The sequence below is a fragment of the Anaeromyxobacter terrae genome (genome assembly GCF_022690685.1).
GTDB classification, from domain to species: Bacteria; Myxococcota; Myxococcia; order Myxococcales; family Anaeromyxobacteraceae; genus Anaeromyxobacter; species Anaeromyxobacter terrae.
Genome location: NZ_JALCYY010000004.1, coordinates 124794 through 139146 on the forward strand (window position 1 = coordinate 124794; position 14353 = coordinate 139146).

A 14353-nucleotide genomic window follows, 5' to 3' on the forward strand; every position below is an offset into this window, starting at 1 on the left:
CGGCTAGGATCGGCCCGCACCCCGCGAGGAGCTCATGGCACAGGCCGCAGCCGCGAACGCGAAGACGAAGGCCGCGCCTGCGCCGAAGCAGACGCCCGTCTGGAAGTGGTCGGCGAAGAACAAGCAGGGCGAGGTCAGGTCCGGCGAGATGGAGGCCGGCGAGGCGTCGGCGGTGGAGGCGCGCCTCCGGCAGATGGGGCTCGAGCCGACCCGGGTCCGCAGGAAGCCGAAGGACATCGTCATCCCCGGCCTCGGCCCGAGCGTGGGGACGAAGGACATCCTCGTCTTCACCCGGCAGTTCTCGGTGATGATCGACGCCGGGCTCCCGCTCGTGCAGGCCCTCGACATCCTCGCCACCCAGTCGGACAACGCCGCGTTCAAGAAGGTCCTGTCCGCGGTGAAGTCCAAGGTGGAGGCGGGCTCGACGTTCGCCGACGCCCTCGGCGATCACCCGAAGGTCTTCGACGACCTCTTCGTCCAGCTCGTGCGCGCCGGCGAGATCGGCGGCATCCTCGACACCATCCTCCAGCGGCTCGGCGCGTACATCGAGAAGAACGAGAAGCTGAAGCGGCGCGTGAAGGGCGCGATGGTCTACCCGTCGATCGTCCTCACCGTCGGCGTGGGCGTCACCGTCGTGCTGCTCGCCTTCGTGACCCCCACCTTCGAGAAGATGTTCAAGGACTTCGGCGGCGTGATGCCGGCGCCCACCCAGATCCTCATCGACCTCTCACACGGGCTGCGCGACAACTGGTACTGGTTCATCGCGGTCCCCGTCGCGATCGTGATCGCCTTCAAGGTGTTCACGGGCAACCCGCGCGGCCTCGAGAAGTGGCACGCCTTCGTGCTCAAGATGCCGCTGTTCGGGTCCCTCGTGCGCAAGGTCGCCGTCGCCCGCTTCACCCGCACGCTCGGGACGATGCTCTCGTCCGGCGTGCCCATCCTCGACGCGCTCCAGATCGTCGCGCGCTCCGCCGGCAACAAGATCATCGAGAAGGGCGTGCTGTACGTCCGCGCGAAGATCTCGGAGGGCAAGAACATCGCCGGTCCGCTCGCCGAGACGAAGGTCTTCCCGCCCATGGTCGTGCAGATGATCGGCGTCGGCGAGGCGACGGGCGCGATGGACACCATGCTGAACAAGATCGCCGACTTCTACGACGACGAGGTCGACGTGGCGGTCGCCGGCCTCACGGCGATGATCGAGCCCCTCATGATGGTCTTCCTGGGCAGCGTGGTCGGCGGGTTCCTCGTGGCCATGTACCTCCCCATCTTCAGCATCGCCGGCAACATCAAGTAGCGGGGCGCCGTGGAGCCGACCGCCGCCGCCCTCGCCGCCGAGCCCGCGGCGAAGCCGCCAGCGGCGGCCGGAGCGCGCGACGGGCTGCACCGGAAGCTCGGCTGGCTGACGCTGTTCCGCGTGGTGACGGTGACGGTGCTCCTCGCCGGCACCGTGCTCGTGAACCTCGAGCTCGGCCCGGAGGTCGAGCGGGATCTCCTGCCCCTCTATGCGGTCGTCGGGGCGACCTACCTCGTGGCGCTCGCCACCGCGGTCGCGCTCCGGTCGGGCCGCGGCCTCGCCTCCCTCGCCTACGCGCAGGTGGTCCTCGACGTCCTCGTCGCGACCGCGGTCGTCGCGGTGACCGGGTACTCGGCGTCCGTCTTCGTCGTGCTCTTCTCGATCGGCGTCGTGAACGGCGCCGTCCTGCTCTTCCGCCGCGGCGCGCTCGTCGCCGCCGCGCTGGCGGTGCCCGCCTATCTCCTCGTGGCCCTCCGCGTCGATCCGCACGGCGCGGGCGTCTCGGGCACCACCCTGCTCGTCCACGCTGCCTCGTTCGTGGCCGTCGCGATCCTCTCTTCCTACCTCGCCGAGCAGCTCCGCTCGGCGGGAGAGAGGCTCGCCGCGCAGGAAGGCGCGCTCGCCGAGATCACCGCGCTCCACGAGTCGATCGTGGCTTCGCTCACGAGCGGCCTCATGACCCTCGACCTCGCCGGCCGGGTGACCTACCTGAACCCCGCCGGCGAGCAGCTCACCGGGCTCCGCCTCGAGGACGTGCGCGGGCGGCCCGCGGCGGAGCGGTTCGCCGCCTTCCGGGAGGCGACGCCGCGCGGCGAGGTCGCCTGGGCGGCGCCCTCCGGGCGGACGCTCCGGCTCGGGTACTCCGCGTTCCCGCTGCGTGGGCCGGGTGCGGCCGCGATCGGCAGCGCGGTGATCTTCCAGGACCTCACCGCGCTCCGGGAGATGGAGGACGCCGTGCAGCGCAGCCGCCGCCTCGCGGATCTGGGCGGGGTGGCGGCGGGCCTCGCCCACGAGCTGCGCAATCCCCTCGCCGCGATGTCGGGCTCGCTCGAGCTCCTGCAGACGAACGCGGCGCTGCCGCCCGACGACCGGCGCCTCATGGACATCGTCCTCCGGGAGGCGGCGCGGCTCGACGGGCTCGTGAACGACCTCCTCGAGTACACCCGCCCGGCGCCGCTCCGGCGCGTCCGGACCGACCTCTCCGTCCTCCTCGACGAGGCGCTGCGCGTGTTCGCGAACGACCCGGCGGCGGCGCGCGTGCGCGTGGAGCAGGACCTCCTTCCCGTGACGGTCGCGTGCGATCCGGACCAGACGCGCCAGGTGTTCTGGAACCTGCTCGTGAACGCCGCCCAGGCGGCGGCCGCGCGCGAGGGCGGGGCCGGGCGGGTGCGCGTCGCCTGTGGCCCCGACGCGCTGGGCGCGCGCCTCGTCGTCGAGGACGACGGCGCGGGGATCCCCGCCGCCGACCTGCCCCGCATCTTCCTGCCGTTCTTCACGACCAAGCGGAACGGTACGGGTCTCGGGCTCCCCACCGTGCAGCGCGTCGTGGACGCGCACCGCGGGAGCGTGACGGTGGACTCGTCGCCCGGCCGTGGGACGCGCTTCGTCGTGCTGCTCCCGCGCGCGGGCGCGGACGAGGGCGGCGCAGCGGTCCCGGGTTAGGATGCGCCGTGGCCTCCATCCTGGTCGTCGATGACGAGTCGTCCATGCGCGACATGCTCGAGATCCTGCTCCGCAAGCAGGGTCACGAGGTGCACCTCGCGGCGGACGCGCCCGTCGCCGTGGCGCGCGCCGCCCAGGGCGATCTCGACCTCGTCGTGACGGACCTCCGGCTCGGCGCCGGCTCCGGGATGGACGTCCTCGCGGCGGTGAAGACGCACTCGCCCGCCACCGAGGTGGTCATCGTCACGGCGTTCGCGACCGCCGAGAACGCCATCCAGGCGATGAAGCTCGGGGCGTACGACTACGTCCTGAAGCCGTTCAAGCTCGACGAGCTGAAGCTCGTGGTGGCGAAGGCGCTCGAGCGGCGCGCGCTCGTGGCGGAGAACCGGGCGCTGCGCCACCGCGCCGGCGCGACCTTCGCCGAGCCCGAGCTGCTCGGCCGCTCCGCCGGGATCGAGGAGGTCCGCTCGCTCGTCGAAAGGGTCGCGCGCTCGCGCTCGACCATCCTCGTGATGGGCGAGAGCGGGACCGGCAAGGAGGTGGTCGCGCGGGCGATCCACCGCGGCGCGGGGCCCGACCGCCCGTTCGTCGCCATCAACTGCGGCGCCATCCCCGAGGGGCTCCTCGAGAGCGAGCTCTTCGGCCACGAGAAGGGGAGCTTCACCGGCGCGACCGAGGCGAAGGCGGGCCTGTTCGAGGTGGCCGGCACGGGCACGCTCTTCCTCGACGAGATCGGCGAGCTGCCACCGCAGCTTCAAGTCAAGCTCCTCCGCGCGCTGCAGGAGCGGCGCGTGCGGCGCGTGGGCGGCCAGAGCGACCTCGCGGTGGGCGCGCGCATCGTCGCCGCGACGAACCGCGATCTCGCCGAGGACGTGCGGCGCGGGCGCTTCCGCGAGGACCTCTTCTACCGGCTCAACGTCATCCAGATCCGCGTCCCGGCCCTGCGCGAGCGCAAGGAGGACGTGCCCCTCTTCCTCGAGCACTTCCTCGCGCGCTTCGCCGCCGAGGCGGGGCGCCCGGTGCCGCGCCTCTCGTCCGAGGCCGAGGGCGCGCTCCTCGCGCACGACTGGCCGGGCAACGTGCGCGAGCTCGCGAACGTCGTGGAGCGAGCGGTGACGCTCTCCGGCGACGCCGACACCATCGATCCCTCCGTGCTGCCGCCCGCGCTCCGCGGCCGCGCGGCGGCGCTGCCCGAGGCGCAGGCGCAGCTCCCGGACGCGGGCATGGACCTGCAGGCGCACCTCGACGCGATCGAGCGCCACCTGCTGGAGCAGGCGCTGGCGCGCGCCGACGGCGTGAAGACCGAGGCCGCGCGCCTCCTCTCCCTCACGTTCCGATCGCTGCGCTACCGGCTCTCCAAGTTCGGCATCGGCAGCGAGTGAGCAGGGGCTCGCGCGCGGCGCTCGGGCTGGGATCCCGGCCGCGCCGCGCCGCGCCGCGGGTCACTTGCACACGCCGCTCGCCGGCGCCGTCTCGGAGTGCCGGCAGGCGTGCAGGTCCCTCGACACCTGGATGACGCCGTAGCTCGGCACCGGATCCCGGCTCACCGCCGTCGGCACGTTCGTCGCGCCCTTCTCCGGGTTGACCGCGGTGAGGCCGACCTGCACCTGGCCCTTCTGGTTCACGAACACGGTGGCCTGATCGCCCATAGTCGGCACGAGCGTGTTCTGCGCCCGCGCGAAGACCTTCGCGCCGTCCTCCTCGAGGACGGGGCTCCCGCGCACCGGGTCCACGACGTAGTGGTAGGCGACGCGCCGGTTCTCGGCCGTGCACTTCGCGACCTTGCAGCTCGACCCGGTCCTCCGCGCCACGCCGGCCGCCGACGCGGTCTGGATGGTGTTCCACGAGAGCCACCGGTAGAGCGCGGACGTGGACGAGGTGCGCTCGTCGTAGCGCGACACCGGATAGGTGTGGTCGTCCGCGGTCACCGAGCCGTCGTGGTTGTAGTACAGCGCCCAGCCCGGGTCCGACGCGGTCGCGTACGTCGGAGGCGGAGGCGTCGGCGTGGCGGTGGGGAGCGGCGGGTTGCCGTCGATCTTCACGAGCGTCGTGGTCGCATCGTCCACGCCGGAGAGGGTGAGCCGGTTCGAGTCGTACGTCTTCGCCTCCGCCAGCGTGCGGAACACCGGGCGCAGCGTGTCGTCCTGGAAGATGCGGATCGAGAAGAACCAGTTGTAGTCCTGGATGGGCGCGGTCGAGTCGCCGAGGTCGACCGTCGCGCCGTTCGAGCCCGAGCGGCTGCAGGACAGCCCATCCGCGCCGTCGGTGCACGTCACGCTGACGTTCTTCTCGGTGTCGTTCGAGCCCGTGCAGTCGATCGCGATCCTCGCCTGGGCGGAGAGGGTGCACTGCGAAGCGGTGGGCGCGGCGACATAGGTCCGGGTCGCCGCTGGCGTGCAGGTGGAGAGCGCGGTGCTCCCGGACTCCTTGCCGAGGCCGGTGGACCAGATCGAGTTCGAGGCATCCGCCACGGTGACGGTGCAGCTCCGCTGCGCGCAGGCGCGGATGTTGTCCGGGCCGCAGGTGCCGCCGAAGCGGTCGAGGAGGTTGTAGCGATCCCCGGTGCCGGCGAAGGTGCGGAGGATGCCGCCCGGGATGGCGGCGTTCGCGGTGATGTAGAAGAACGGCTGGGCGGCGCACGCCTGGAGCTGGAGGGCGCGCGCGCCGAACCAGTTCGTGGCCTTCTTCGTCGTCGGGTCGAGCTCGCCGGGATCGCTGAAGCGCAGGACCCACAGCTGGCCGTTGGCGTCGCCGAAGGTGGCCGTGTCGAAGTAGCCCTCGTTGGGCGACGCCTCGCGACGGCGGGCGTTCTTCCCCCACGTCAGCATCGCAGCCGTCGCCGGTACCGGCGCCTTGAGATTGCAGCGCGGATCCTCGCTGGCGACGCCGCAGCCGGAGGTCGGCAGGCTGAAGTCGAACAGCTCGAAACCGGTCCAGACGTCCACCATGTGGAGGCCGCGCCCGCGGACGTACTGAGGGTCGAAGCCGCCCGACAGGAGCGCCACCCACCGCTCGTGGTAGGGGACGTCGGAGGTGGTGCCGGCGGTCGCTCCCGGGACGGGCATGGTGAGCGTCGACTGCGGAAGTCCGCCGAACAGAGCGTTCGAGGTCGAGTCGGACTTGATGCGCACCGGCCCGACCGGCGGCGCGATGGGCAGGAAGTCCGAGTACGTGGAGCCGAACGCGAGCGACTCGGGGTCGCTCGGCTGCGGGTAGATCCAGAGGAACCTCGGCGCCGCGGAGTCGTCCGCGTTCTCGGCCGGGAGCTTCGAGGCGTCGGTGACGTCGAGCGCGAAGTAGTGCGTCCCGCCGCGGCGCTCGCCGACGATCGCGACGGTGTGGAACTCCGTCTTCGCCTTCTTGCCGTCCTTCGTGCCGGACCCGAGCGCGTTCGAGGTGCCGTCCGCCCACACGTCGCGCACCATGGGAGAGCCGTCCACGAACAGCTGGTGGCCCTGGGCGAGGAGGCCGAGCTTCGGCAGGAGGTCGGGAGGGAGGAAGCCCCAGAGCTCCTCGCCCGTGCCGCGGGTGAAGTAGCCGTTGAAGGGCGGCAGCCGCTCGTCGATGCCGGAGGTCGACGTGTCGTCACCGCTCGCCCATGCGCCGCCGTCGAACGCGTGCAGGAGCCCGTCGTTCGCGCCGACGAGCACCACCTTGCGGCGGTTCTTGTACGTGGAGCTCGTGGCGTAGCCCGCGTACGCATCCTCCGTCGTGAGGACGTCGGGGACCGGCGTCGCCCAGAGCGAGGTGAGGCACTGGTTGTGGAGGCCGTTCGGGCAGAGCACGCCGTCCGGCGGCAGCGGCGGATCGATCACGACCGGCGCGGAGTGGAAGATGTCGCCCAGCATGAGGCGCCGGTTCGGGAGCGTGTCCTGGCCGGCGTCGGTCGCGGCCTTGGGCCAGACGGACGCCGACTTCGCCTCGTTGTCGTTGAACACGTCGGCGCCGAGGACGTAACGGATGAGTGTCTTCGCGCAGAACAGGCGCGTCCCCGAGACCGCGTTGGCGGTCGCCGTGTCGCCTGCCGCGCCGATCTTGAGCGCGAGCTGGCTGCAGACGCCGTTCTCGAGGGCGAGGTACGGGAGCAGCTTCGTCGCGACCGCGTCGGTGGGCTCGAGGCGGAACACGGTGTCGTTCGCGTCGATCTTGCCGTCGGGCGTGGTCGAGCCGCCCGAGCCCTTGTCGTCCACCACGGCGTAGACCTTCCGCGTGGTGCGCCAGGTCGACAGCTGGAGCGCCTTCTGCGCGTCCCAGTACTCGGTGGCGAGCCCCGTGCCGGCCACCGCGCAGACGCCGCCCTTCGTCGAACACGCCGAGGCCTGGTAGCACGGCGCCGCGTCGGGCGGGTCGTTCTTGCGGAAGGCGCCCATCCCGTCCTCCTGGATGAAGTCGCCGTCCTTGTCCATGAGGAACACGCTCATGCACTTACCGTCGCAGTCGAGGTCGCCCGCGCCCGTCCCGTCCGCCGTCTCCTGGCACGCGTTGATGAACTCGCTGTACAGCTCATAGCGGAACAGGTGGCCCTGCCACATCCGCTGGTTCGGCGGGCCGGGCTCGAAGCGCGGGACGATGACCGACTGTCCCGACGTCGTCTGCAGCGTCGAGACCGTCGCCACGCTGAACGAGGTGGAGCGCTCGCTGATCTTGATGAACATGTTCTCGAGCGCTTGCTTCAGCGTCGGCGCGTCGTTGGCGGCCTCGTAGGCCCCGCCGCCCATCTTCGACATCGACTGGAGCATGGTCGCCGCGTCACCCTCCGCGCCCAGGCCGAGCGTGTAGACGTCGAGGCCCTGCTTGCCGCCCATGAGGGCGCAGTCCTCGGTGTTCTCGTTGTTGCGCCGCAGGTCGAAGTTGTGGAGGTACCAGGAGACGCGGATCGGGTTGTTGAGCCAGTCCTTGGACGAGTCGAACTTGGCGCAGTCGGCGCAGAGCTCCGTCGGGATGCCCGTCGCGCCCGAGGCGTTCGCCACGATGCCCGTCGACGTGGCGCCGGCGTACTGCGTCTCGACGTCGTCCGCCGTGACGCTGCCGCCGGGGAGCGTGTTCCCCTCCGTCGCGGCCGGCGCACGATCGACGAGCACGATGACCGAGCTCGCCTGGCACGAGTAGCAGATGGACTGCTGGTTCGTGGAGCCGCCGCTCCCGCCGCCGGACGAGCCGGTGCTGGCGTTCCACGTCGTGTCGAGCCCGAACCAGGGCAGGTCGGGCGTGTGGTAGTACTGGCCGACGTCGAGGAGCGAGCGCGCGAGCGGGGCCGGCCTGTTGAACGGGAACGCGTTGATCGCGTTGATGTAGGTGCTGCGCGACGAGGTCCAGTTCGAGTCCTGCATGTCGCAGGTCGGCGCGAGCGGCTGCCACTGGCCGGAGGTGTGGTCCGCGCCCGTGTCGCCGAAGTGCGCGATGCCCATGCGCACGTTCACCTTCGACATGACCACGTCCTTGAGGATCTTGCGGGCCATCACGATCTTGGGCGGGTAGAAGTTGAGCCAGTTGCCCGTGAAGTAGATCGAGGGGTAGCTGACGACGGGGCCGCCGTCGACGGCGGCCCTGAACTGGCGTCCGTCCAGGAAGAAGCCGCGGGTCCGCAGGCACGACGCGCAGATGCTCGTCTTGGTCAGGGCACCCTGGTCGGCGTTCCCGTACAGGCCGCTGCAGAAGTTGTCGATGGCCAGGATCGCGCCGTTCTTGCGGGCGGCTGGGTTCACCGACAGGGCGGCCCAGCCGTCGGCGGCATTCGCGGGGAGCCCCGTCGGCCCCTGCACGTTCGTGTCGTGGTAGACGAGCTCCTTGTCGAAGAGGTTCGGCCTGCTCCCGCAGGCGACGTTGTCGCCGGTCGAGCCGCAGTAGAAGTCGGGGTCGTAGCCGCCGGGGTGGCTCGCATCGAGCGCGGGCACGACCGCGTTGCTGCCTTGCGAGTAGTACGGGCAGGCCCTGCCCTCGTCGGCGTAGTCCTTGCTCGAGTCGTAGTTCAAGGTCGTCATCGCCGTGACCGTCGCGCCGCACGACGGCTGGAACGTGCGATCGCGCAGCCACTGGATGAGCGAACCGTTGCCCGCGTAGGGCAACGACACCGGGTCGTCCCCGCAGCCCATCACCGGGCAGTTCACCATCAAGTCGCAGTCCGCGTTGTACGCGTTCAATCCCGCCGTGTTGTCGGTCGGGTCGACGAGCGGGGGGCGCGTGCCGGGATACGTCGAGGGGCCGTTCGGCGGCAGGCGTCGCATCGAGGTCGCGTTCCCGAGCAGGATGAAGATGTTCGGCACGCCGCTCGTGGCCGTGAAGAAGCTCGCGTCCTCGAGGTCGGAGCCGTTCAGCAGCGTGTCGACGTAGCTCGTGGCGACGAGCCCGCGAGCCGCCGCGGGGGTGAGGCACGTCTCGGCGGGCGCGTCCGCCGCCGGGACGAGGAGGGCGACCGCCACCGCGAGGGGCAGGAGCCGGAGGGCGTGGGAGGTGCGGGGGGTCATGCGACGCTCCGGTGGCTAGAAGAGGGCGAAGCGCATCGCGAACTCGACCTCGAGCTCGCGGTTCCGCGCGTCGGTGCAGCGCGCCACGACGCGGTAGGCGCGGCCGGAGGTGAGCGCGTCGGGCGTGGCGCTGCGGTTCGAGAGGTCGACGAGCGGTGGCGGCGCGCCGTCGCTCACCGAGTTGTCCACGGCCAGCACGACCTCGTTAACCTTCATGCTGTCGGTGGTCCCGTAGTGCGCCGGCGCCTGGAGCGTGCCGATGCCGGAGATCTGGAGCGGGCTCGAGAGGAGGTTCTCGCTCGAGAGGTAGCGTGGGCCGTAGCGCGCGATCTCGGCCCAGATCTTCGCGCGGGCCGCCTGGGCGCAGGCCGCGAGCTGGTCGACGCGGGACTTGGCCGCGGCGTTCTGGCGCTCCTGCGACGACAGGAGGACCGCTGCGGCGCCGACGACGGAGAGCACCGCGAGCAGGATGAGCGCGATGAGGAGCGTGCTGCCGCGGTGGGTCGCGCGAGGTCTCATGGAGACGTTCCTAGAAGAACACCATGCCCTGCGAGAGCATGTTGGGGAGGGGGATCGTGGCCTCGAACGCGACGCGCTCGTACCCGTCCCTCGCGTCCGCCGCGCCGGCCCACGCGGCCGGCGTGGACTGGTTCAGCCGCAGCATCGGCGGCGTGCCGGCTCGCGTGAGGTCCGGATCCGGCGAGCGCGCCACCACGGAGATCCGCACGGCGCGGACGTTCGCCTGATGGTCCGTGAGCCGCTCCGGGTCGGGCGGGTTCGCCAGGTAGCGGTACCAGCTCGTCGGCGAGTAGATGCTCTCGTCCGGCTCCGGGGCCGCGCCCGGGAACGTGAGCTTCGTGATCGTGTTCGTCGTCGTCGCCGAGCCCGGGGCCGCGGCGGTGGCGAACGTGATCGCGGTGCCCGGCGTCGCGCCGACGACCTGGCCGTTCGCGAGCACGTACGCGACCTGGAAGGACTCGATCCCCTCGGCGACGAACTCCTCGTCGTCGGCGTCTACGCCGGCGCTGCTGCCCTCCACGTCGACGCCGTGATCGAGGACCAGGAACGGGTCGAACCGATCGCCCACGGCGACGGGGCGCACGTGGAGGCGGTAGCGATCGATCTGGTAGACGCGCGCAGTGCCCGCCTTGAAGCAGTCGTCGGTCGCCGCGTCCTGACGGCGGAACGGGTCCGCGGTGACGTACGTCTCGAGCTCGACGGGCCAGGCGCCGGCCGCGGTCGCCACCGTGTTCGTCTTGACCGTGACGTAGACGTACTGGCTCGCACCCTCGCAGATGATCTGGAGGATCTGGCCCTTGCGGAACTTGTCGCCGTTGCGGACGGAGAGGTTCGCCTGCGTCGTCGTGACGCCCGCCGTCGTGACGGTCCAGGTCCTGCCCGTCGGCGTGCCGACCCCGGACGGCGGGAGCCAGTACGAGGCGTTCCGCGCGTAGAAGACGAGCTCGTCGGAGTCGTCGGTGCGGTCGCGCTTGCACGCGCCGCCGGACTCGAGCTGTGCGGGGCAGGGGCCCGTCGTGTAGCGGTCGAAGTCGAACGCGAGCGACGGCGCCATGCCGTAGCCGGCGCGGGGCAGGAGCTGCTCGAGGGTCAGGAGCGCGTTGCGGGCCGACGCCTGCGCCGCACGCACCCGGTGCCCGGCGGCATAGGCCTGCTGCTGGGAGCTGACCGTCGCGATGATCCCCACCATCACGACGGACGAGATCGTCATCGCGACGAGCAGCTCGACGAGGGTGACGCCGCGCGCGGAGGAGCGGGAGCACATGTCGGTCACCGGTAGGCCGCCGCGTAGGAGAGCGCGAGCCCGGCGTTCGAGCGCTGGGACAGGACGACCACCTCGCGCGGCGTGGCGTTCCCGCGCTCGTGGTAGATGACCGAAACCGCGATCACCTTGCTCGCGGACGCGCCGCTCGCGGTGCTCGCTCCCGCGTTCCAGACGGTCCAGCGCCGCCTGAAGAGGGGCTTCGACGCGTCGAGCGGATCGGGCTCGATCGTCGCGTCGAGGCGCGCCGCCGCGACCGGGGAGGTGTCGCTCCAGGTGTGGAGGGCGTCGCCGGAGAGGTCGGCCCCGAGGAGCCGCCCGAACGGCGTGGGCGCCGTCTCTCCGGCCGTCCCGGAGAGACGGGGATCCTCGAAGGGCAGCATCTCGAGCGCTCCGGCGAGCTCCGTCGCGAGCTGTGACGCGGTCGTGTGCGCCCGCGCGCCGGCGTTCGAGGTGATCCCGAAGATCTGGAGCTGCATCAGCCCGAGGAGGCCCACCGCCAGGATCGTGAGCGCCACCATCACCTCGAGCAGCGTCATCCCGTGCTCGGGCCTGCGCGAGGAGCAGCTCGTCGGGCGGGACAGGGGCATGGCGGCTCCTAGTGCGTCGGGAACGTGCGGACGATCCCGGCGGGGAAGGCCACGACGACGCCCTTGTGGTCGGTCGCGGACGAGTCGAGGTCCGTGGTCAGCGCGAACGCGTAGCCCGGCTTCGAAGCGCCCTCGGCGGAGACCCGCCCGTCCCGGCCGAAACGGAACGCGAAGCGCTTCTTCCCCGAGATCGTCGCGGTGAGGGAGGAGTCGAACATCGGGATCGCGTTGAACGGCGGAGGCGGCGATCCCGCCGCCGCGGTGTGCAGGCGGATGCCGCGGGGCATCGCGACGTCGTCCACGTACTCGGCGTTCGCCGCGGGGCTCGCGGGTGTGAAGCCGGACAGCGTCCAGGCAGCCGTGGGGTTCCGCAGGATGAAGTACCGCGTGCAGCTCGTCTGGGAGAGGGTGCCGCACGCGGCCGGGTTTGCCGCGTCGACGAGCACGAGCAGGTAGTCGGCCTGCTCCGAGAGCGCCTGCGCCTTCAGGCCGGACAGCTTCAGCGCGAGCTCGAACGTCGCGCTCCCGAGGTTCGCGTTGCGCTGTGCCGCCCTGGAGAGGCTGATCGCGGCCACGGCCAGGATGCCGATGATCGCGACGACCAACATGAGCTCGATGAGCGTGAACCCGCGACTCCGGCGCATGGGTCAGCACGAAGCAAGCGACGGGCCTGCGTCGTGGGGGCGATCCCCTCGTGGTCGCGCGGGGTTCCGGCGGGACCGGGCCGGCCCGAGCGCGCGCGGCGCTACTCGTTGCACGCCTGGAAACTGTTTGCATGTGGGGCCCGCGACCACCTCCGCGGCGGCGAGCGTCAGGGCTGCGACGGGCGCGGTTGCGAGAGGAGCCGCTCGGCCGTCCGGCGCGCGCCGGCGTAGGAGGCGGGGGCCAGGCGCAGGAACTGCTCGAGCGAGCCGCGCGCCTCGTCGCGGCGCCCGGACTGCCAGAGCATCGTGCCGAGGTTGAAGCTCGCCTCGACGTCGCCCGGGTTCAGCCGGAGCGCCTCGCGGAGCTCCGGCTCGGCCTCCCGAGCATGCCCCGTCGCGAGCAGCGCCCCGGCGAGCTGCGCGTGACCCCAGGCCGAGGCCGGGTCGAGCTCGACGGCGTGCCGCAGCGGCGCGATCGCCTCGCGCGGTCGGCCGGCCTCTAGGAGCGCGGTGCCGAGGTTCAGGTGGGGGCGCGCCTTCCGAGGCGCCTTGGCGGCAGCATCCGCCCAGAGCGCGGTCGCGCTGTCCCAGGCGCCGTTGCGGACCACGGTCGCCGCGGCGAGGACGACGGCGACCGCCGTCCCGGCGGCGAGGGCGGCGCGGCCCGGATGCTCGGGCGCGACGCGGCGCGCGGCGAGCGTGATCCCGAGCGCCACCGCAGGGAACAGGCCGGCCGAGGCGAGGTACACCCGGTACTCGTTGAACACGTCGAGGATCGGGATCAGCGTCGACTCGACCGAGAGCGCGAGGAAGAACCAGCCGATGCCGAACGCGGCGAGCCGCGCGCCCGGGTCGAGCGGGCGCGCGCGCCGCGGCGAGGTCCGCCAGAACAGGAACGCGGCCAGCCCGGCGAGCAGGGCGAGGGCGAGGAGCGACACCGCGACCTCGGGCTCCGCGAGGGAGCGGTGCACCGGGTAATCGTGATCGACGCTCTGCCCCACCGGCAGGAGCAACATCGACAGGTACGTCACGACGACCGCGATCTCCGTCGTGAGGTAGTCCGCCCGCCCGAGGGTCGTCTCGACGCGGGTCGCCGCTCCGAGCTGCGCGAGCGCACCCGCGGTGCCGGGGGCGCGCGCGAGGAGCGTCGCCGGGATGATGAGCGCGGTGGCGAGCACCGGCACGAGCGGCACGAGCCAGCGCCTGCGTCGCTCGAAGAACGAGAGCTCGAGGGCCACGACCGCGAACGGCAGCGTGAAGGCGATCTCCTTCGCGCGCATCGCGAGGCCCGCGGCGAGGAGGTGCGCCGCGAAGAGGGCGGCGTCCGCCGCCGTCGCGGAGCGTCCCTCCTCCCGACGGATCCGCCAGGCGCCGTAGGAGACCACGCTCGCGAGGTAGAGCAGGGTCGCGAGCGAGGTCGCCCGCTGCACGATGTACGTCACCGCCATCGTCTGCATCGGGTGCGTCGCGAAGAGCGCGGCGGCGACGAAGGCGATCGCCTCCCGCTGCGGCGCGAGCGAGGACGCGGCGAGGCGCCGGGTGCGGAACAGCACGAGCACGAGCGCGCGCACGAGCAGCGCGCTCGCCAGGTGGATCGCGACGTTCACCGCGTGGTAGCCGCCGACGGCGAGCCCGCCCGCCCGGTAGTTCAGCGCGAAGGTCAGGTTCGTGAGGTACCGGTTCGGGAGGGCGCGGTATCCCGCGCCGCCCGGGAGATAGTTCCGGAGGTCGCGGAGGAGCGGGTTGTCCGCGATGATGCGGACATCGTCGAAGACGAACGGTCCGTCGAACGAGGTCGCGTAGGCGACGAGGCAGAGCGCGCACAGGGCGACGACGGCGCCGGGCGCGCGAGGCCAGTCGCCTCCGGCCCTGGGCGGGACCTGCGCAGGCGCGGTCGTCATCGTGCCCTCCGTCGGGTG

The 14353-nt window shown here is 71.9% G+C and carries 9 protein-coding genes; 3 read left to right on the forward strand and 6 right to left on the reverse strand.

All coding sequences use genetic code 11. The features are described 5' to 3' along the window. The first annotated feature begins 34 nt into the window (after positions 1 to 34). From MNY62_RS02955 to MNY62_RS02965, 3 genes are read left to right on the forward strand one after another with little or no spacing between them, the layout of a single operon-like run. Positions 35 to 1294 (forward strand): type II secretion system F family protein, encoded by a 1260-nt coding sequence (locus MNY62_RS02955; RefSeq protein WP_242342604.1) that lies wholly within the window; start codon positions 35 to 37, stop codon positions 1292 to 1294. Between the two features lie 9 nt (positions 1295 to 1303). Beyond that, entirely contained in the window at positions 1304 to 2956 is a 1653-nt protein-coding gene (locus tag MNY62_RS02960; protein WP_242342605.1) for a two-component system sensor histidine kinase NtrB, read from the forward strand. A gap of 8 nt (positions 2957 to 2964) precedes the next feature. Continuing rightward, positions 2965 to 4338: a sigma-54-dependent transcriptional regulator gene (locus MNY62_RS02965; RefSeq protein WP_242342606.1), complete on the forward strand. Its 1374-nt coding sequence runs from the start codon at positions 2965 to 2967 to the stop codon at positions 4336 to 4338. 60 nt (positions 4339 to 4398) lie between these two features. Here MNY62_RS02965 and MNY62_RS02970 read toward each other — a convergent pair whose 3' ends face one another. The 6 genes from MNY62_RS02970 to MNY62_RS02995 all read right to left on the reverse strand — a co-directional run bounded on the left by MNY62_RS02970 (position 4399) and on the right by MNY62_RS02995 (position 14335). After that, on the reverse strand, positions 4399 to 9420 hold the full coding sequence (locus MNY62_RS02970) for a pilus assembly protein (protein ID WP_242342607.1): 5022 nt from the start codon (positions 9418 to 9420) through the stop codon (positions 4399 to 4401). Between the two features lie 15 nt (positions 9421 to 9435). Next, positions 9436 to 9939, reverse strand: a complete 504-nt coding sequence (locus MNY62_RS02975) for a type II secretion system protein (RefSeq protein ID WP_242342608.1) — start codon at positions 9937 to 9939, stop codon at positions 9436 to 9438. Between the two features lie 10 nt (positions 9940 to 9949). Next, entirely contained in the window at positions 9950 to 11203 is a 1254-nt protein-coding gene (locus MNY62_RS02980) for a PilW family protein (RefSeq protein ID WP_242342609.1), read from the reverse strand. Between the two features lie 5 nt (positions 11204 to 11208). Next, a complete protein-coding gene (locus MNY62_RS02985; RefSeq protein ID WP_242342610.1) occupies positions 11209 to 11790 on the reverse strand; it encodes a type IV pilus modification PilV family protein in 582 nt (193 codons plus the stop codon). A gap of 8 nt (positions 11791 to 11798) precedes the next feature. Then, the gene (locus tag MNY62_RS25625) at positions 11799 to 12434 is read right to left on the reverse strand and encodes a pilus assembly FimT family protein (protein WP_332842098.1); all 636 of its coding nucleotides are present in this window, start codon (positions 12432 to 12434) and stop codon (positions 11799 to 11801) included. A 167-nt stretch (positions 12435 to 12601) separates the two neighbouring features. Then, the gene (locus MNY62_RS02995; RefSeq protein ID WP_242342611.1) at positions 12602 to 14335 is read right to left on the reverse strand and encodes a tetratricopeptide repeat protein; all 1734 of its coding nucleotides are present in this window, start codon (positions 14333 to 14335) and stop codon (positions 12602 to 12604) included. Positions 14336 to 14353: the final 18 nt, after the last annotated feature.